The following is a 20,553-nucleotide window of genomic DNA, read 5'->3' as shown; positions in this document are numbered from 1 at the left end:
TTAGTTATTGATTTGTGTAATAACCAAAACCAAAGTTGCTAGGCCACTGGTTACCGCCAGCACATCCTGAACCCTTACCGGAACCCTAAGCGGCTTACTTGGAACAATAATCTCAGCACCAGGTGCAGCTTTAGGATAGAACTTCATGAAGAGGAAACTCTTAGTTCTTGCTACATCGCCATTTGCATAAACCACATAAGTTCCTTTCTTTTTTGCACGGTAATCAAAGCCACCGGCATTATTGATGTAGTACTTAAGCGACTTACCCTCAATAAATCTACTGGTAGTTGGGTAAAGGAGCTTTCCTCTCGACCGAACAGTTTCCGTTTTCTTAGGGATAATCAGTACATCTCCTTCTTCAATGAGTAAATCGGAAGCCGAACCCGGTGAATTAAGTATCTTCTGTAAATCTATACCAATTGCTTCGGCTTGTTTAAGCTTAATATTCGAAAGGCCATTTCTTTCAATAACCTCTCTTATTCGCTCCTTTTTAGCATAATCAGAAAGGCTTTGGTTATTCGCATTACGCTCTTCTAACGTTTGAATATCCGATTCGATTCGTTGTAACAGGGCTAACTCTGATTCGGTTAACAATTCGGGGGTCTGATTGAACTTTTGCTGCAACTTAACCAAAGCTTCAATTTGTTGCTCTATATCGGTTGGTTCGTCATAGAACTCCGTTTTTCGTATGAGCGTTGCCCCTTCGATAAACGCAAACTGATTAATACCTCCAGCCCTTTTCAATAAATCAGATATTCGCTCTCCTTGGTTGGCAATGGCAAACTGGCCAGGAGAATTAACCTGCCCCTCTACAGCAACTAGTTGCTGTCTGTTAACATGAGGGTTTCTTCTAACAATTATTTGGTCGAATGGAAGTAGCTCAAAATCTCCTCCCTCAACCAAACCATTATTTAAATCGACCGAAAACACCTGCGTTTCCGATAGGTTAAAGCCATCCACATTGTCTGTAAGTACTCTTCTCGACACTTCCACCGTACCGCCAAAAGCATAAGAAGTAAGTCCCCCGGCAAGTAAAATAGCATCATGGAGTGTAGTCCCTTCTGAGTATTCTATAAGTTGAGGATCGTTGGTTTCCCCTAAAACCTCAATATAAGCCTCTTCCTTTATTTCATTTTTTGAGAAGATGGTGATTACATCTTCTTTCCGAAGCAGCACTTGGCCTTCTCCATTTATAATATCTGAAAGGTTGAAAGAAATTGTTTCGGTGGTTAAGTCGGGCTTTGTTCGTTTAATGATGGCCCTATCCAAAAACGCATCAGGCCTTAAGCCTTCCGTTTTAGTAATCAGTTCCTTCATTGTCATCCCTTGGGTAACAGCGTAGTTACCCGGCCTAAAAACAGCCCCTTGAACAACAACCCTATTGGCAAAGCGGTTAAGCACCTCTGAGATGGTATACACATCTCCGGGTTTGATTTCGAATATTTCAAACTGATCTTTGGACACATCCGCAACACGCTTTTCGCCATCTAAAATTCTCGATAGCTTGATAGTTTCAGTAAAGGCATTTTCTGAAAATCCTCCCGCGTAAGCCAATAAATCAGAGACCGTCTCATCCGCTTTCAACTCAAATCTTCCGCTAATTTTAGCAGCACCATTAAGCGTAACCCTGTTTGTATAGGGCTGAATCAGGATTACATCTCCGCTTTCTAGTCTATTGTCTCCTTCAGAATATCCGTTTGATAGAAATTCATAAATATCAACTGTAGAGATGAGTTTGCCTTTTCTGAAATGCTTGATTTCTCTAAGTGTACCATCTTCGGTTACGCCACCTGCAGCATACAAAGCATTAAATACAGTATTTAATGCGCTCAAATTATACGTTCCAGGAATTTCAACCAGACCGACTACATTTATATTTACGCTCCGAACCTTGCCTAAAGAAACGGTCAAGTTTGTATTTGAGCTTTCACCCCTTAGCCCTTCATAAATCTTTGAGAACCTCTGTTTAATTCTTGCCTCAGCTTGTTCAATGGTCAGCCCGCTCAATGAGATTGGCCCTATATTTTCCAAAACTACGGTTCCATCTGGAGTGATTATGGATCGATAGTAATTCTCAGAAGCACCATAAATATCAATGAAAACCTCATCTCCGGCACCAAGTTTATAATCAATGGGTGTAGCAATATTTTGGGTAGTTTGAAAAGAAAGGAAGGAGCCCTTTCTAAAAACATCTAAGCCATAAATATCCGTGCTTTTCTTATTTACGCTTTCTAAGGAGTCAATGTATGGCCCTCTTAACCTAGCCTCTGTAATTGGAGCGCCTTCTCCTTGGCTAACTCGAGCGGAGCTGATCGCGTTAAAGCGTTCGCTTAACAATGATAAGTCTGACTGCGACACGCCTTGAACCTGTGCCAAAGAGATGATATCCTGTGATGAGTAACCCATAGCTTGCGCCTGCTTCATCATCAGTTCTATTTGCTGATCTGAAAGCTCGGAAATATTAACCGAAGTAAAGTCGGGCAAAGTTTGAGCCTTCAGCCCAAAAACCACAACAAAAAAACCAATTAAAAATAAGGGTAAGCGAGTAGTACGAAATGCTCTCATTCTTGCTTTAAAACTTCAACGCAAGATAAGAGAATTAACTAAAAAGACAGGAAGTGAGGAGAGAGAAATGCCTAACCAGCATTCTTAGAAATGGAAACAACCTTACCCTCATCTCGAGAAGCACGGTTTCTTTCACGCAATTCCTCTTTGCGCTTTTCAATAGCTGCTCTGAAAATAAGATCTAGAATGGCTCCTAATGCCACAACAGTAATCAATACAGCAGGAATAACAACTATGTCACCAAAATCCTTGAGAACTAAAGCCAGCATAACAAATATTACATTCACAGTAACCAAAATTCCGGTAGCCTGTGCATGATTACAGCCCAACCTTAAAAGAATATGATGCACATGGGTTCTATCGGGATGCATTGGTGATTTGCCACGCATTACACGTTTTACAAACACTCTAAACGTATCCGCTAAAGGAAGAATTAGAACAGCTACAGCAGTTCCAATAGAGCCATCAAAGATGTATTCTCCTCCTAAATGGGTGTGGTTATAATGGATAAACTTAATTGTCAGAATAGAGAGGAAGAAACCAATAAATAACGAGCCCGTATCTCCCATAAAAATTTTAGATGGAGCCCAGTTATAATTGAGAAAAGCTAACAGCGCACCACAAAGTGAAAGTGTAATTAAGGCAAAGCCTGTTTGACCATTTAAAAAGAAGTAAATGCCAAAGAATAGCGTAGTAATTACTCCAACCGAACCTGAAAGCCCATCAATTCCGTCAATCAAGTTATAGGCATTGGTAATAACTATAATAGTGAACAAAGAAATCAAATAACTAACAGCTATTGGAATTTCTTCTATGCCCATAAAACCATAGAGTGATGTAAACCTTATATCGCAAACTGAAACTATAATCATAGCCGCTGCAATTTGACCAAGGAGTTTTTGATATGCTCTTAGATTTATCAAATCATCTCTAAATCCAATTACGAACATTATAGAAACTGCACTGAGTACGTACTTCACGTCTCTCAAAACGTTAAATGGAGCCCAAATAAGCACAGCGATACAAAACCCAATAAAAATTGGAAGCCCTCCCATTGCTGGAGTTCTAGCAGTATGAATCTTTCTCCCTCCCGGATCATCTAAGAAATTTCTTCGCTTAAAAAACTTAATGAACACAGGAAACACTAAGAATGTTAAGAGGAATGATGTGCCTGATATGAGGAGGGTTTGTTCCAAATGACTCTATTTTATAAGTTCAAAGTTACTCAGAATAAAAGAGAACCTCATCTTTCTTTTTTTGTAGAAACTCATGCTCCAACGTTCTATTCAAGCCTTCCTTTAACGTGTATGGGGCTTGAAAGCCTGAATGTACTTTCTCAGCGTCAAATTGAGTCGTTGCACAAAACTTCTTTACTCTTACCGAACTTATAGAGAACTTCTTCCTAGTCAAGAAGGCTATCAAATCAAAAACATAGCCTCCTAACATACCAAGCGAATATGGCACGCTTCCCTTTGGTAAGGTTATATTCATTCTATCCTCAATCGCTTCTATCAATTCTAGCATTGTGAAGTCCGGTTTATCCACATAATTAAAAATATGAAACCCCAATTCTCTTTGAGAAATTCTCTCATGAATAAAAGCAACCACGTTTCCAACATAAGCCATTGACTTCTTGTTAGTCCCTGAACCAATAAGCATGAATTTTTTAGATGCAATTTGCTTGAGTAAATTATAAACATTACCCCTGTTTCTTTCACCGAAGATCACGGTTGGCCTGACAATGGTCACCGATTTCCCTTCAGGATCAGAGTCAAACCATTCCTTAATTACCTGCTCCGCCTGCCATTTACTCTTGCCATAGTGGTTGAAAGGGTCTTCAGGATGCACTTCAGTTGGATTATCCTTATTAAGACCATAAATAGCAACAGAACTGGTAAAAACCAGATTTTTTATACCCAAACTGTCCATTACTTCAAGAACATTTTGGGTTCCGCCAACATTAACATCATAGTAAAGTGAGGTTGGTGATATATCATCTCTGTGTTCTGCCGCGAGCAAAACCACAGTATCAATGCTATCATCCAGAATGATGTCTTTTTTATTAAGAACGTTACCAATTGTGGTAAAAGACTGGTAGAAAGGACTCGGGTTTTTGTCGATATTTAATATCTGCTCACCTTCTAATTCCTTGATCAGGAATGAACCTACAAACCCTGAACCTCCAATAATTGCTATTTTCATTTGATCACGTATCAAGCTAGACTTTATGTTTTTGCAGTACTTTCTGAGATTATTGGCTTCTCCTATCTATTAATTCTTACTCACTTCCAAGAACACACTGACAGATTCTTATCTCCCCTTATCTTTTATACCAAAGACACTATAAAAAAACCAATAAATCAAGGATCTAATAGTCATTACGTAATTGAGACCAACCACTTTCTTATAAAATCGCCATTGATAGGCAATAAGCTTGAATTTGTTACTGGAAACCGATTGTTGTCTAATTCTGTACAAGCTCAGTCGTTCGTCCAGACCATGTGCCAACTTAACCTTTTTAATGATCTCAATCCAAAGGCCATAGTCCTGTCTCTTTCTTATTGATGGCATATAGACTTTGCCCAATTCGCGTGCATTGTACATGGCTGTGGAGCAACCAATGTAATTAGACTTGAGCATATCATGCATATCAACAGTTTCCTTTGCAACAACTATCTTGTGGAATTCTTTTTTATCCTCGCTAATTAGTTGATAGCTGGTAAAGCTGAGACAAGAATTTCTCCTTTTCATAAAGGCAATTTGCTTGTCTAGCTTTTGAGGCAACCAGAGGTCATCACTATCCAAAAAAGCGATAAATTCTCCGCTAGCTTCTTTAATACTATTGTTTCTAGCCAGCCCAGGCCCACCATTCTTTGCTAACCTATAAATTTTTATGCGCTCATCTTTCTGAGCAAATTTTTCTAGCAGACACCAAGTATCATCGGTGGAGCAATCATCGGTGATAATCATCTCCCAGTTTTGATAAGTCTGACTTAGCACTGAATCAATGGTATCACTGACAAAGTTTACTGCATTGTAGGTTGGTGTAATTACCGAAACAAGTGATTGAGGGTGGTCATGCAATTCCTTCACTTAAGCAATAGGTTTTCAATGTGAACTGGAATCTTGTGGTCGAACATATAGTTGGTCATTGCATATCTTACCCCCTCGACTATGGGCTTACCTCTATGAATACCACTGGTATCAGCCACAATAAGGGTTCCCTGTGAGCCTGTGAGTTCATCCACGCGGTTCCCGTTCTTTACTAGGGTATCTATATCTTCTTGGCTGTATCTATATTCTGAAAGCCCCTTCTTTAAAGATCTATTCTGCCCCAGCTTATCCCAAACCCTATGAGATTTTGGCATGTACTGGAAATTACCATTGACTGAACCTACATCAGAGAGATAGACAATGAACTTCAGTTGTCTTCGATTGATAGAATCACGATGCCATCCTCCCCCACTACCAAGGTTACCCGGCTTAGGAGTCACTCTATTAGCCATAATAAAAGAATTGAGCTGATTCCTGTCTACATATTTTTTGTATAAGCCTTCCAGAACCGGCCTCGCGAAGACATTCCTTATCTCTGGGATCAACCGGTCTATTCCGAATATCCTATAATCACTTTTTTCATCATCTGCCACACTCTCATATTTTTCAATTCCATCGTCAATCAACTGCCGGTATGTTTCACACTGGTCTTTAGTTAGAAAATCCTTGATGACACAATAGCCATTGGTCTTAATATCATCGTAAAATTCATCTTGAACCTCTTCGTTGTGGAGAAGCTCGTTGAACACATATTTAAACTCTGAGATGAAGTACTTCATAAGGTATACTTTTTAATGAGTTAGTACTTTGTTTAATAATTCTATTGCCTTGCAATACATAACATATTGCCTTCTTTGGCTATTGCTGTGATAAGGAATCATAGTTAAAAACAACAAGCCTTCAATGAGTTGAATTTGCCTTACATTGAAGCTTTCTGCGAGTTTCTGGTCAAAATAATCAGCTATCGGTCTCTTTTCCTCAAACCCGAAGAGCATGTACTCCAAAACATCCTCCTTTACCTCAATGTCAAATAAATCATTGACGATAAAGTCGTAACCACCTGAAATAGAATGTCTCATTTTGGCTAGATCATACTTGATATCACCATATTTACTTTTACCCCATCGTCCCCTAGGGTCGAGCAATCGTACGATGCCTGATGAGATATCGTAAAGAATGTTAGAAAAACAGTAGTCCCCGTGAATCAATCCAGTATCTTCCTCATTCCAAAGACCATCGGTCAAAGCAAGTACATCCGAGGCAATTCCCTTCCAATTGCAATATTCTTTTCCATTGATTACAAGAGTTGGGAATGAGAGGAGTTTCTTGAAAGTTTCGTTTTTTTCAATAGCCCGTACCCTAGACAATGTTTTTTCAACATACATCGCCTTGAAATCCTGCATATCAACGGACCCTCTTTCAGTCTTTTTGATCTCGATAAGAAGCCTCAGGAGCTTGTCGATCATTTCTTTAAAAACGTCTTGATCATACGAAGAGTATAACCACAACTCCGATACAGTTTGGTAGCTATAATATTCCATCGTTATGTGAGGATTTTCTTCATCCAAAGAATAATCCACCACCCTAGGGGTCAAAATTTTCAGCTCCTCCGGCAGCTCAACCTGCCACTTTATTTCATCAATGAATTTGAATGTATTCTCACTTCGCTTTGTAATGGTACCGAAAAAGTCGTTGAAGGAAAGCTCATTAAAAACCCTTGCCTCAAGCAGGTTCTTTTTCGTCCGTTGTAAAGTGTGTATATGACCGAAGTCTAACCAATTATTTACATCAGCACACAAAATCTGATTAGCACATTTCAAGACATCTGATATTTCGGGATTATCAATGTGACTGGCAGCGGCCAGTATACTAGGCACATTGCGCAAGAGATAAAGACCACACATCACCTGCAAGTCACTATCGCGCAAAACAGGAGTAGAATCATACATTGCCAAAACCCGTTCATTTTCGGTCTTCACCGAGCACCATAGGTCTGCATGGTAAAAGTTATTTGAGACAGCCACAGTACATTCCGCTGTACCAACACGACCTTTACTTAGGAGGTTTCGAATATCTTCGGGGGCAATTAAAGTGTCACCTAAGTTGACAATTACCTCGTCAGAGTCAATGGTCGACATGGCCTTTACAAGGGAGTGTCCCGGCCTTTTAGCAGCGTCTGTCTCTATAAAGTGAAGACGCACCTTTGTTTCATAAGTATTAGAAAGTAATCTCTTGAGTTTTTGCCCTTGATAGCCTACAGTGATATATATATCCCGTATACCACTGTCAATCAGTCGATTGACGATAAAAAATATTCCAGGTCTGCCGTTGACCGGTATGAGGCCAGTAGGAATATCTCCGTAAAGCTGAGTCAGGCTCTTGTCTGCTCTTCCAGAACTAAGAATTATTGCTTTCATTCAAATACTTTTGGTAATTAATCAAATCCTCAGGGGTTCCCAAAGCAACGAATTCATCGCAGAAGTCTACCAAGTATTGATTCCCTCGTTTAATCAGATCATTATACATTGGGGCCACATAATATTCACCAGCAAATTTACTTTTATTTTTAACATGCTCTTCAGCCACTTCAACAAAGTCGGCACCTCTGGTAAAATGGTAAAAGCCTGACAGCGCTATGTCTGAAATAGCTTCTTTTTCCGTAGTTCGTGAAACGAACCCATTGGCATCTACCTCCGCAAAGCTCCACTTATCTTCAGTAGCGCGAAAAGCCCCTAAAATACCGTCTTTCTTTTTATCGGTATCTGCCAAAAACTCACCAAGACGTTTCGACTGAAAGTAAGTGTCAATGTTATAAATGATAAGGTCGTCAAGGTTATTAATTTCATCTTTCAGCGTCAGTACAGTTTGTGCCTGCCCCTGAGTCACCTCATCAAGCCCTACAATTTCAAAGTTTAAAGCAGGCAATATACGCTCGATTAGACTTTGAACTTTGAATGAGTCAAGGTGTTCATTGAGGGCTATAAAGTATACTTTATCGACAATTTCCAAGGGTACACTCTCAAGAGAGTACTGAAGTAAAGATTTTCCATTGATCTCTATCAAAAACTTGGGCTGCTCATAACCAGCTTTTACGAACCTGCTGCCCCTCCCAGCCATAGGCATTACCAAATTAACCATTGTCAAATCTTTAATTTAGATTCTGTAGAAGTTGGAAGGTTTGAGCCGTCTCCATCAATTTCTTCCCAACTTGAAAACCTCATGGCATTGTCATCAATATAAACCTGAGCCCATGGCTTGCCAAAAAATATTTCATCGTATTCTATGCCATGCTTCTCTAGCCAGTCGAGCGTGGTCTTTCCTTGGCGGGCCACTACTTTGCCCACATTTCCATCGCAGGTTTTCATATGTCTGGCGGTTTGTATCATTATATAGTGGCCCTCCTCGCGCAGCTTTCTGATTTTCTCTGCTGCACCCGGAAGTGGCACTACGTCCATATAGGTTTCACCTGGCTGTTTCAGGCTACAAATCACACCATCAAGGTCTAGACAAATTCTCATTTAGCTTTAGTTTTAGATTTCGATAAAGTAAGGTTAGAAAAAGGAATATTATCAGGTTGAAGCCTAATATGGCAAATGCAATGTGTATATAGTTACCCAATTTAGCTGCCAAATATATTATCACACCAAAGATTACTGTACAAATTAAATACACAGTGGCAGATTGCTTCTGTCCCCGAATATGAACCAGATCTCGAATACGGTCTGATATCAGAACCCTAAAGAACCCTGCAAAGGCAAAGACTGCCACGAGAAAGGAGTGTTGCATATAGTCTTCACCAAACAACAAATCGACAAGTTGTGAATTCAATACCAGAGAAATTGTAACCAGTACGAAGACAATACCATACAATAATAACCTCAGATGCGAGGCCTCTTTCTTGTTCTTAAAAATATAGGTTTCAATGATGCTACCCAATGGCGTAGCGAGGAAAACAAGTCCCGTGTAAAAGTAGAAATAGGCCGTATACAGGCCTAGTTCATAATCTCCTCGAAAAGTCAGCACCAGCCACTTGTCCATATTCAACACAAACAGGTCCAAAAAGGAAACGAGTGTCAGTGGCCAGCCAATTCCCAAGAGTTCTTTATGCTTGGGTGGTTTCCCCTCAGTCTGGCCTCCTTCTTTGAAAATGAGGAGTAATAGTACTCCACAAACAGCCGTATAAACGAGTATTTGAGGAATTATTCTAGAGTAATAGCCTCCTTGAAACTCAAGGAATAGAAGCACCAATAGGTAAACGGAAAGGGTTGAAACAAACTTGATGATAGAAATAGAAATAAAACGCTCAAGCAACTCCCAATAAATTCTCAGAAATGACATGACAGCAATGGGGATGGCAGCACTTACCACTACGAGGAAGTTTACGGTCTCAAGCTCTACCAGATTGAGTAGCCTGGCAATAGCATATATTAATGAGACCACAACGGACTGAAACAAGATAAGGCCGCCCCAGGTTCGAATGGTCTTTCGAAAAAGGAAAGGAGACTGACTTATCTTAGACCTGATGGCAGTCTGATAGCCAAGGGTAAGAATGGGCATGAGAAAATACACAGAGCTATGCAAAAGGTTATAAAACCCAAACTCCTCCACCTCAAGTATATCTGATACGACAGGAGCAAAAATGAACGGCAAGGCTCCTGTGATGCTACTTACTCCATAAACAACAAAGAGATCTTTTGTTTTCACCTTTTTTTCAGGCTTCTCCTAAGCCAAATTGCCATTCTTATTAGTCTGAAACGCAGCCAGTGGTAGCCTTTTATTGATGAGTTTTGTAGTTCTTCAATCCCAGACAACTGGGTTTGATGTCCGATTTTGAAGTAAGCGGAATACTCTTTGGCAAAATCAAATTTCGTATAACTCAAAAAACCATTGGTGCCAATAGGTAGGTGGTATCCAAATTTATAACATTTCAAACCTAGTTGGTTGTAGCTGATGATTACGAAATTATTGTGAAGAACTTCTTGGTGCTTCTCTACTGAATTTTCAAACACCGGCTGCCAAAGCTTATGTTTCTTGAGCCACGAAATGATAATGTGCTGCTCTGGTGCTACCGTTGTACGACTAGTCGGATTGTTATCATAACCCGCTTGCTTATAAGGAAGAATATCCAGAAGGTCGATTAAGTCTTCTTTGAGACCAAAATAGAACCAATCGGAGAGATGAAAACAGGGATCAGTGCTTAACTTTGGATATTTTGTGGTGACATTGGAGACAGCTACTTTGTTCTTGAAAATGGCAATTTCATTGTCATCATGTCGCATGGAATAACGGTCACAATGCTTTTTCAACAAGTCTAATATTTCAGGCTTGAGAATTAGACAGTCACTCCTGAGCTTAATGCAATAAGGCTTAGTAGCCTCCTTCAAACCATTGAGGGTACTCACGAGCTGTCTGTCGGCATTTATACCTTTTCCATTGATATTGATACCCGAACTACCCGGGTCAACATTGTAAATAATCTTATCAAATGCATTTTCATTTTCAACCTCCTCGCCTTCCCAGGTAGAAAAGATAATCTCACAATCTGGGTTGAGAGCTCTCAGTTTTAAGGCAAAATGAGTAGTGGTCTGTCCCTTCCTCTTGAAATAAGGTCCCTGTATAATAAATGATATCATAAATATGAAATGGCCTCAGAATTTTGTGGCACCTTCTTATGAGGAGCAAATGTATAAGAGAAAGCTAAAAAGTAAATGAACCAATCAAACACAGTCGAAAACAAGAAATCAGCGCTTATCACTCTGAACAACAGTGCTCCTACCATAACTAAGAACATCTTGTTACCCTTGAAACCTCTTATCATGTGTTTGATGAGAATTCCCAGAAGCAAGACAGCTATCAAACCTGATTCTGATATTAATGATAAAATAGAACTTTCTGTTCTACCCACAGATTTAGGGTCAATGGGAGCAATGCAGTCGCCCACTAGACCAGCCTTGTTAAACCCAAACAGAAATTCAGACCACCCTATATGAAGGTAATAGCATCCATAGAGTGCTTCTCTCGGTCCAAGCTTTGCCCCTCTTGAGTATAAATCATCTGAAATAAAGCTCAAGCTCTCAGGGTCAAAGGAAACCACGCCTGACACCCCAAATACTAACCCCAAAAAAACAGTGAGTGCGAAGTACTTTCGGTAATAAACCCAGCACACATAAAATAATATCAAAAACCCCATAACGATTCCTGATCTGCCTTGCAGACTGACCATCGCCAACAAAAAGGTAAACGAAAGACGTAAGATTTTCTTTTTCTCAATAGAATGTGCTAAAGGAAGCAGTACCAATGTATTAAGTATGAACAGTAGCCATGCGAGTAAATGGTAGGAGCTACTTTGGAATATGATTTGGATCGCATCGAGGACAATAAAACCTGCTAATCTCATGACAACTATATAAGATACCATGAAGATGTTAAAGGCCAGTACTACCCGGTATAGCTTCTTACCATCAAATTGAGCTACTAAAAAGGCTACTCCAAGATTTGAGAAAATAAGTAGTGAACTGGTGAGGGCAGCGATAATATCTTCTCCGGTTCGCCTATATGCCGCTGATATCCAAAATGCAGCAATGGCCAACAACAAATAGACCATAACTACCTGTGCGTTCAAAATTACTTTCGCATACTTTAGGAACACCAACAAACCAAATAATACGGGTAGCAGCAACCCTACTCTTCCTAAAATCTGGGTGGTTGAAAAAAGCAGCAGGAACCAATAAATGGCAAATAAGTGTGTATACCAGTCGACCTCTAATTTGAGGGTTCCCTCCGTCATTTTATTGAGTTAATAATTCAGACAATCTGCCTAAATTATTGATATAGTTTCGTTCAGAAAATTGCTTTTCGTTAGTGCCCGCACCCATCCTTGAAAATGCCGGAAATTTCTCGAGAAACTCTTCAGGCGAATTGACAAAAAGGTTGTTCTGATTATCGCCCATCAAATCATATAGCACCTTGCTCGCCTGCCCGTTAACATCTATTAGCAGATTTTTTTTTCCAAGCACAAGCGCTTCATATGCGCATGAAGAAAAACATGTCATGTGATAGTCGGCAGTATTCATGAGTTTATAAATGCTCTCGTCACGCACAATGATCAAGTTATCCAAGGCTTCATCATCCAGAGTTTCTGGCTGCCATTCTCTTCTTCTGGGGACGTACCAAAACAACAGGCCTGAATTTTTTAGGGCAATGACTCTACATATTCCATAAAGTTGCTCTTCAAGGTGGCTCTGGCCCGAAACACAAATGGTGTATTGGTAATTTTTCTTTTGTCTATTATAATTATCCCAATTGTCGAACTTCTTTAAGCTATGCTCTAGTGCGAAATTTCCCACAGGGATTACCCTTTCTGAAGGAATAAAATTGGCCCCTTTTAAGACTTCTTTTTCATATGTACTGTAGGAAAGCAGGTAATCAGGAAAAAGATCAGAATCATAGGATCGAAAAAAGGAATAACCCTGATGTGCCCGGTTGATGAGGCCATGCTGTGCCTCCAAAACAGGTATTTTAAGCCGCTTACAAGCCAAAACCAAACCATGATTGGTGTAGGAACATACCACAAAAACCGCTTTGGGCCTGTAGAATCGCAGCAACCAGGAATAAACCACATATTTACTCCAGAACTTTTTGATTACCTGCTTATAGTTGAAGTAGGGTAATATATCATCAATGACCTGTTGCAAATACTCTTCTTCGGTGATCTCAACTTTCCTTAAGAAGAATATAGTATAAAGTTTCATGACTCCATGAATAAGCAAGGAAGACACCTTTCTCTCTTCATAGGGCTTCAGATTACTTGTGGTATTGTAACCGTGCGGTGTTTCTATTAAGAGCGATTTCCGAAATTTTGTAGAGATCATCCCAACGCATCTGTCTAAGGATTTGGACTCATATGCTATCCTTACACTGGAGTTGGAGAAAATCAGGTAGTCATATTTAGCAAAGTAGTTGGTAAAACCACTAAAGACATCCTTCAAGCCGAATTTCGAAGGTATACCGACTTTTACCTCCAAATTTGCCATTTTTTGCATGGCCAGATATACCCTGATTACCGGCCAAACCTGAATACCTTTGAACAAAATTTGCTCACTTCGCTGATCTGATTCTATCCGTCTTAGAAAGCCTAAAGATTTCATGATTGAGGATTACTTATTGCTCAGAGATTGATATTTCCGGTCAATAAATATTCAGCAAATTTAAAGTCATGAAAGTCGTCAATGTCAACACTCTCGTATTTCTTCATTATGTACTTTTTTACTTTTTTAAACTCTGAAATCTTTTTTGTGGTGACGCTTGAAGGGTTAATTAAATAAATCGCTCCGTTTAACTCCCATACATCCGGACAATCTTGCCTTCTTTTAAAGGTTCCTTTTTTAGACGGCTCCAGAAAACCTTCTTCGTTTTCTTCTCTTAGCACATAATATGGATTAGCATCTGTACTTTTCACTGAAGCGACCATATCAAATTGAGAATCCCATAGCTCCAGTGCCTGTTTTATATTTTGAGAGTTTCTTAAAGGAGAGGTAGGTTGTAGCAAAGCTACCACATCAAAAGTGATATTCTTCTCCTTATACCAGTGCAAACTATGCTCAATAACCTGCTGAGAACTGGCTGTGTCAGTTGCGTATTCTCCGGGTCTTACAAAAGGCACCGGAATCCCAAAACCTTCCACTACTTGTATAATTTCAGCATCATCAGTACTCACGCAAATTTCATCTCCGGGTTTGGCTACACCTTTTGCTGCCTCCAGCGTATATTGAATTAGAGGTTTACCATTTAAAGGCATTATATTTTTGCCAGGCAAGCCCTTCGACCCTCCTCTTGCTGGAATAAGAAATAAGACTTTCAAAGATCGAGATTCTTAACGTCAAAATTGGCCTTTTGGAAGTCATCATGCTTGCCTATATCCAGCCAGTATTCCCTGATTGGGTAAGATATGAGCTTGCCACCACCTTCAATCAGATCTTCCATAAGGTCAGTACTATTATAAAACGTATTTACAGGAACGCGATCAAGTATTTCCCTTTTCACAAGATAAATCCCGGCATTGGAGTAATAGGTGTAGGTAGGTTTTTCCTTAAATGCAACCACCTCTCCCTGGCGGGTTTCCATGACAGCATAAGGGATTTTCACGTCATAGGGAATGGTCACCACCGACATATCCGCATCCTTGTCAATGAAATCCAGAAAGAAACGCTCATAGTCCATTGTGGTCAGGATATCTGAATTGGTAATGAGCACATAATTATGTTTGAAGTTTTCTATCAAACTTACCGCACCTAGAGTTCCTAAAGGTTCATTTTCCCAAATAAACTCTAGGCCAATTTCTTTAAGATTTCTCTCGGCAAAATGTTCTTCCAACTGTTCTCCCAGATACCTAACAGAGATATAGAAGTCATCGATGCCAAAGCTCCTTAACCGATCTATGTTGTGGTCTATAATTGCTTTTTCTCCTACTTTAAGTAAGGGCTTAGGGGTTTGATCTGTCAAAGGGCGTAAACGTGAACCTCTTCCACCGGCCATCACCAAAGCGTCCACAGGCAAGTATGATTTTAAAAACCTGAAGTTAATGACATTAATGATGAAACCTTCATCATTTACTACAGGAAGAATCTTAAAATTCTTTTTTCTGAGATCAATGATCTCATGAAGTGAGTACCTGGCTTTGTGAATACTTTTGGGGTTAGGCTGAATAAACCTCCACACTTTATCTCCTATACTTGCCCCCCTTAACAGGCCTCTTCGCACATCCCCGTCTGTAAGGCTTCCGAGTAGTTTTTGATCCTTATCTAAAACAAAAAGAATCGCATCTGCTGCCAAAAAATCTAATCTAGCGAGAGCCTCTTTCAAGGTTACTTCACATCCAATTAAGTGCTCCTTATAGTTTCTCAAAACGGTATGATTTCAATATTTGAAACGCTTCAGCGTACTCTACTCCACAGCTTGCGCCTCGAAAGGTGGCCAATGCTTTAATATTTCTTATAGAACGAGGAAAGGGATGCGAGCCTAACTCGGATTCATAGATACGCATAAGCTCTAATTTCTCGTCTATTTGCTCAGAAATATCAACATAGCAATGAGGAATAAATGCCTTCTCGGCAAGTGGCGGTGCAAACTCTGTCTCAGACAGACACTCGTACATGAACACTTCTCTTATGAATGGGTATCTAAATGACTTCGTACAAGCCATCACCGCGTCAAACAGTACCCTATGATCTGAATGAGCATCTGAGCGATTGACCAAATAAATTTTTGATGGTTTTACCTTGTTGACTACTTCAGAAACTTTTGGAACCAAATCTACCAAATCCTCCGAAGTTAGCGTCATAGTCGGGTAGTCAAGTTGATATGTATCCATTGAGAGTTGATTTGCAACCATGGCTATTTCATTTTGACGACTTGCTATTCGTTCTGGGGAAAAACCGTGTCGCTCAAATAAGTCAGTAGCTATAAGCCAGGAAAGTTTATCTCCTACCTCCCTATGCCTGACTAAAGTCCCGCCCGCTCCGAGTATTTCGTCATCGGGATGAGCAGATACAACTAAGACTGATTCACACATTTTCTAATAAGTGATGTTTTTATATATCAATTCATCATCAAACTTTAGATTCCTTAAAGCCTGAATTACTTTTTGAGCACTGTCACCGTCTCCGTAAGGGTTTTTACATTCTTCTACCAAATTTCGAAAATCAACATCATTTAAACATTTATCTATAGCTGAAAGGATTTGCTGCTGATCATGGTCAACGAAGATAACATTCTCACCGTGAACCCGACCTCTTTGTCTATTACCTACATTCACTGCTGGTAGATTCAAAGAAGGAGCTTCCAACAAACCACTGCTCGAATTACCTACTAAAACCGATGCATAACGTAAGAGATTTACGTAAACTATTCGGTCTAGATTTTTGAAGCTGAAAAAACGATCTGGATATTTCGTACAATACTCATTAATGACTGTCCTAATATCCAAACTACCAGGGTCTGAGTTTGGATAATTGATAAAATAAAATAAATCCGTTTTCAAAAGCGATTCCATGGTATTTCTCATCTGTCGCTCCTGCTGATCTACTTCGGTTAATATTGAGTGTTGAATAACGACTCCATACTTTCTATCTTCAGATAGGTCTACGTCCAAATTCTTAAGTAAATCTCTCTTTGAACAGACTTTAGTTGATAGAAAACGGTCTAATGCCGGATTACCGACCACATGGATTCTCCAATCATTTTCACCTAGCTTTTTAAGAGTTTCAGCATGTTCATGGAGTGTGGTGAAGTGGACATTAGCGAATTTACTTGCTGCATACCTTACGGTATTATCAATATTTCCATCTTTAGCAATATCTCCTCCAAAAAAATGTGCCACGGGAATACTCATATAGGCAGCTGTAATACATACGGAAATGACATCTTCCCTGTCTCCGGCCACAATAACCAAGTCTGGGTTTTCTCGATAAAGCGTCTGTGCAATTAGAGGGATTTGATTCCCAACAGAGACTACTCTTGCTAACTTTTCATCAGAGTCCAGCAGATTGAAGCAATAATCTGCAATTACAAAACCATCTTTCTTGATCTGGTCTACTGTAAGGCCATAAGTTGGACTCAAGTGAGGGCCTGATACAATAAGCTTGAAATCAAAACCTGCGTCTTCATTCAATCTTAAATAAACTGAGTGCAATAGGTCATACTCTGACCTAGCCGCGGTGACTGCGATTATCTTTTTCAAAACACCTATAAATCAATTAATCCCTTTAATGCTCTTTGGGTTTTCAAAAAAGAGCCTAACTCTCTAGCAGGTGCTCCTGTCCAAGTTTCACCACTTGGGATATTCTTAGTTACAACACTACCAACTCCAATCTTTACATCATCTCCAATGTGCAAATGTTCTAAAATATTTGAGCTTGGAGCAACCCATACTCTCTCACCAATCTTAACACTACCTGCAATCATAGAATTGGCAATGATGTGTGAATGTTTGCCAATTTCCACATTATGAGCAATGTGAACCAGGTTATCAATCTTCACACCTGTTCTGATAGTGGTATGCTTAAGGGCTCCTCTGTCAATTGACGTATTGCTACCAATTTCTACATCATTTTCTATAATGACGCTTGCTATGTGAGGAAACTTAACTAAAACATTGTTTCCATCTTCAATGTAACCAAACCCTTCGCTGCCTATTACCGTGTTCGAACCTATCTTAACATTATTACCAATTGAAACACCATCATAAATCACTACATTGTTCTCTATCTTTACATTATTGCCTAATCTGACATTGCCAATCACCGAGTGATCTCCGACAGATAGATTTGCTCCTAAAGTGGCTTTTTCATTGATCAATGCGCTTGATGATACTGAGGGAACCGAGCTGACTTTATATTGTTCGTATACTTTCGCATAGACCAATTTTGGATTCTCAACCAATAATAAATTTGGAAGTTTCTCCTGACTCTTGAGCATCTCAAATTGCTCTACTTTCTTCACTAGAATTAAACCTGCGCTTGCCTGAGTACAGTACCCGAGTATTGCCTCTTCTGTTTCGCCACTACACCAGTCAAGTGTTCCAACGTTCTCTTCTCCCTGAATACTTATATTGTCTATTTTTACGTCCTCACTGGTACCTAGGAACAAGTAATCGCCATTTGTGATAGCTGTAATATCGGACAGATTTATTTTTTTTGATAGCTTTTCCATAATAAAATTAGCTTCAATTGTTACTCGATAATGAATGTATGATGTGGCTCAAATTCAGTTTCTCATTGACCATCACATCGGTAAGTAGTGTTTTTCCGATAATTTCTTTCATTTTCATCGGTGAAACGCCATCACCTGGCCTCAAGGTCATTAAGTCGTTTTCACCAATAGTCTGGCCCTTTTTCATATTGTGAGCAAAGAATAAGGATTTTCGACCAACGACACGGTTTTTCAGTTCGCTCTTGCTGGGTTCTTTACGCCCATTTCCAGCTATGGCCTTTTCAATATTTCTAATGCCCGCAACCATAGCCTTTAGCTCTCCTGGTTCAAGTGATGCTCTATGGTCTGGGCCAGGCATACTTCTATCGAGTGTAAAGTGCTTTTCAATGACTACTGCTCCTAAGGCTACAGCGGCTATTGGCACCTCAATACCCAAAGTATGGTCTGAATAGCCAATTTTAACACCCATTTCCACCTCAATGGTTTTCATTGCGCGGAGGTTTACGTCTTCCATGGGGGTGGGGTACTCTGTGTTGCAATGCAAAATGGTGATATCCCCTTTGGGCAATCCCTTCGAGGTAAGCAAGTCCACGGCCTCTTTGATTTCCTTCATATCAGCCATTCCCGTAGACAGTATCACGGGCTTCTTGAAGGATGCAATTTTTTTCAAGTAGGGGTAATTGGTGATCTCACCGCTGGGTACTTTAAACCTGCTAAAACCAAGGCTGTTTAAGTACTCGAGTCCATCCGTATCAAATGCCGTTGAAAAAAACTCCAAGCCTTTTTCTTTGGCATAGGCAATGAGTTCTTCATGTTGGGCCTCCGTTAATTCGAGCCGCTTGAGCATCTCGAACTGACCTTCCTCTTTCTCATTGGTGTTTTTCTTCTGGTAACTGGCCTTCTGTGCACCTTTTGATACTAATTTCTCTGCTTTAAATGTTTGAAATTTAATCAAGTCAACTCCGGCTTGTGCAGCAGCATCGATGAGTTTCTTGGCCAGTATTGTACTACCATTGTGATTGACTCCTGCTTCGGCAATAATTATAACCTTATTTTGTTTCATTGGACTTTTCTGGCACTACTCGGGATATTCACTATTCTCTTTTCTAGGTACTCGGCATTCACCTGACTATCTTTTCGGCAGTCGGCATACATAGGCAAACGATGCATTAGCTGCCATATCGGCCTGGTCATTACGCCCAAATCATTGGTGCATTTAAGAAAGGCATCTCTCTCATCTTCTCCTTCCAGCTCCACACTCATCAGCCAATAGTTCCAGTCTGTATCTTCCGGAATAGCCTTCAGTCTAAGACCATAGTCAGCTATACATTGTCGATAGTCTTCGTATAGCTCCTTTTTGCTCTCTTTCAAAAAAGTAAATTTCTCAAGTTGAGCACAAATCAATGCTGCATTTAGATTTGGCATTCGAAAGTTATAGCCTAGCTCATCGTGATAGTACTCCCAGCGATGCGGCACCTTTGCGGTTGTCGTGAGATATTTGGCCTTGTTACCCAACTCTACATCATTTGAAACGATGGCACCACCACCACCAGAAGTGATGATTTTGTTGCCATTGAATGAAAATGAACCGAAGGTACCAAAACTCCCGGCTGGCTTTCCTTTGTAAGAGCTGCCAAGAGCCTCTGCGGAATCTTCAACAACCGGAATATGCCATTTTGAGCAGATTGCCGTGATCTGATCCATTTGACACATAAACCCGAATGTGTGCATGGGCATACATGCCGCAATACGCCTTCCTGAAGACTTATTGTAACAACCATCTTCTCTCAGTTCGGCAAACTCTTCCAGAAAATCACCGAGAGCTGTAGGCGACATACCCATGGTTTGCAAATCTACATCAACAAACACGGGATGCGCGTGATTGTAGGTAATGGCATTGGCGGTGGCTACGAAAGTAAGAGATTGTGTTATTACCTCGTCATTTTCTCCAACACCCGCCAACCTGAGAGAAACCTGCAACGCAGCAGTACCATTGACCACCGCCACGGCTCTATTTGTTTGGGTAAACGTAGCAAACTCAGACTCGAACTTGTCAACAAACGCTCCTACTGATGAAACGAATGTAGACTCAATAGTCTCCGAGAGGTATTTTTGCTCATTACCCCAAAACCTAGGTTCATGCAAAGCAATAAACTCCTGATGTCCGAACAGGCTCTTTACCTGCCCACAAAATGCCCTAAAACGATTATCCACCTCTTGCCCTTT

The 20,553-nt window shown here is 40.1% G+C and carries 19 protein-coding genes; all 19 read right to left on the bottom strand.

Annotation, left to right across the window (positions count from 1 at the left end; genetic code table 11):
* On the bottom strand, nucleotides 1-2,565 hold the full coding sequence (locus tag BMW98_RS04825) for an SLBB domain-containing protein (protein WP_090257366.1): 2,565 nt from the start codon (nucleotides 2,563-2,565) through the stop codon (nucleotides 1-3).
* A 71-nt stretch (nucleotides 2,566-2,636) separates the two neighbouring features.
* A complete protein-coding gene (locus BMW98_RS04820) occupies nucleotides 2,637-3,761 on the bottom strand; it encodes a glycosyltransferase family 4 protein (protein WP_090257365.1) in 1,125 nt (374 codons plus the stop codon).
* A 25-nt stretch (nucleotides 3,762-3,786) separates the two neighbouring features.
* Nucleotides 3,787-4,767, bottom strand: coding sequence for an NAD-dependent epimerase/dehydratase family protein (locus BMW98_RS04815; RefSeq protein ID WP_090257363.1), 981 nt, complete (start codon nucleotides 4,765-4,767; stop codon nucleotides 3,787-3,789).
* A 108-nt stretch (nucleotides 4,768-4,875) separates the two neighbouring features.
* Nucleotides 4,876-5,658: a glycosyltransferase family 2 protein gene (locus tag BMW98_RS04810; RefSeq protein WP_245733486.1), complete on the bottom strand. Its 783-nt coding sequence runs from the start codon at nucleotides 5,656-5,658 to the stop codon at nucleotides 4,876-4,878.
* On the bottom strand, nucleotides 5,655-6,398 hold the full coding sequence (locus BMW98_RS04805) for a phytanoyl-CoA dioxygenase family protein (protein WP_090257362.1): 744 nt from the start codon (nucleotides 6,396-6,398) through the stop codon (nucleotides 5,655-5,657). Before BMW98_RS04805 ends, BMW98_RS04810 begins: the two co-directional genes overlap by 4 nt.
* A 12-nt stretch (nucleotides 6,399-6,410) precedes the next feature.
* A complete protein-coding gene (locus tag BMW98_RS04800; protein ID WP_090257360.1) occupies nucleotides 6,411-8,036 on the bottom strand; it encodes a sugar phosphate nucleotidyltransferase in 1,626 nt (541 codons plus the stop codon).
* A complete protein-coding gene (locus BMW98_RS04795; RefSeq protein WP_090257358.1) occupies nucleotides 8,017-8,757 on the bottom strand; it encodes a glycosyltransferase family 2 protein in 741 nt (246 codons plus the stop codon). The genes BMW98_RS04800 and BMW98_RS04795 overlap by 20 nt, the downstream gene beginning before the upstream one ends.
* A gap of 2 nt (nucleotides 8,758-8,759) precedes the next feature.
* Complete coding sequence (locus BMW98_RS04790; protein ID WP_090257356.1) at nucleotides 8,760-9,137, bottom strand: HAD family hydrolase; 378 nt, start codon at nucleotides 9,135-9,137, stop codon at nucleotides 8,760-8,762.
* Nucleotides 9,115-10,323: a lipopolysaccharide biosynthesis protein gene (locus BMW98_RS04785; RefSeq protein ID WP_090257354.1), complete on the bottom strand. Its 1,209-nt coding sequence runs from the start codon at nucleotides 10,321-10,323 to the stop codon at nucleotides 9,115-9,117. The genes BMW98_RS04790 and BMW98_RS04785 overlap by 23 nt, the downstream gene beginning before the upstream one ends.
* Entirely contained in the window at nucleotides 10,320-11,252 is a 933-nt protein-coding gene (locus BMW98_RS04780) for a WavE lipopolysaccharide synthesis family protein (protein WP_090257352.1), read from the bottom strand. The genes BMW98_RS04785 and BMW98_RS04780 overlap by 4 nt, the downstream gene beginning before the upstream one ends.
* The gene (locus tag BMW98_RS04775; protein WP_090257350.1) at nucleotides 11,249-12,406 is read right to left on the bottom strand and encodes a hypothetical protein; all 1,158 of its coding nucleotides are present in this window, start codon (nucleotides 12,404-12,406) and stop codon (nucleotides 11,249-11,251) included. Before BMW98_RS04775 ends, BMW98_RS04780 begins: the two co-directional genes overlap by 4 nt.
* A 1-nt stretch (nucleotide 12,407) precedes the next feature.
* A complete protein-coding gene (locus tag BMW98_RS04770) occupies nucleotides 12,408-13,766 on the bottom strand; it encodes a hypothetical protein (protein ID WP_090257349.1) in 1,359 nt (452 codons plus the stop codon).
* A gap of 20 nt (nucleotides 13,767-13,786) precedes the next feature.
* Nucleotides 13,787-14,479 carry an acylneuraminate cytidylyltransferase family protein gene (locus BMW98_RS04765; RefSeq protein ID WP_090257347.1) on the bottom strand — a complete coding sequence of 231 codons (693 nt, stop codon included), beginning with the start codon at nucleotides 14,477-14,479 and terminating at the stop codon, nucleotides 13,787-13,789.
* The gene (locus BMW98_RS04760; protein WP_090257346.1) at nucleotides 14,476-15,522 is read right to left on the bottom strand and encodes a nucleotidyltransferase family protein; all 1,047 of its coding nucleotides are present in this window, start codon (nucleotides 15,520-15,522) and stop codon (nucleotides 14,476-14,478) included. Before BMW98_RS04760 ends, BMW98_RS04765 begins: the two co-directional genes overlap by 4 nt.
* Nucleotides 15,509-16,189: a PIG-L deacetylase family protein gene (locus BMW98_RS04755; protein ID WP_090257344.1), complete on the bottom strand. Its 681-nt coding sequence runs from the start codon at nucleotides 16,187-16,189 to the stop codon at nucleotides 15,509-15,511. The genes BMW98_RS04760 and BMW98_RS04755 overlap by 14 nt, the downstream gene beginning before the upstream one ends.
* Before the next feature lie 3 nt (nucleotides 16,190-16,192).
* Nucleotides 16,193-17,356 (bottom strand): UDP-N-acetylglucosamine 2-epimerase, encoded by a 1,164-nt coding sequence (gene neuC / locus BMW98_RS04750; RefSeq protein WP_162844679.1) that lies wholly within the window; start codon nucleotides 17,354-17,356, stop codon nucleotides 16,193-16,195.
* 5 nt (nucleotides 17,357-17,361) lie between these two features.
* Nucleotides 17,362-18,327, bottom strand: coding sequence for a UDP-3-O-(3-hydroxymyristoyl)glucosamine N-acyltransferase (locus BMW98_RS04745; RefSeq protein WP_090257341.1), 966 nt, complete (start codon nucleotides 18,325-18,327; stop codon nucleotides 17,362-17,364).
* Nucleotides 18,328-18,340: 13 nt separating this feature from the next.
* Complete coding sequence (gene neuB / locus BMW98_RS04740) at nucleotides 18,341-19,390, bottom strand: N-acetylneuraminate synthase (protein ID WP_090257340.1); 1,050 nt, start codon at nucleotides 19,388-19,390, stop codon at nucleotides 18,341-18,343.
* Nucleotides 19,387-20,541 carry a LegC family aminotransferase gene (locus BMW98_RS04735; RefSeq protein ID WP_090257338.1) on the bottom strand — a complete coding sequence of 385 codons (1,155 nt, stop codon included), beginning with the start codon at nucleotides 20,539-20,541 and terminating at the stop codon, nucleotides 19,387-19,389. The genes neuB and BMW98_RS04735 overlap by 4 nt, the downstream gene beginning before the upstream one ends.
* Nucleotides 20,542-20,553 lie beyond the last annotated feature (12 nt).

Origin of the sequence: Roseivirga pacifica, assembly GCF_900111145.1 — a bacterium.
In the GTDB taxonomy this organism is placed as follows: domain Bacteria; phylum Bacteroidota; class Bacteroidia; order Cytophagales; family Cyclobacteriaceae; genus Roseivirga; species Roseivirga pacifica.
This window is presented reverse-complemented; position numbering and strand designations above follow the sequence as displayed.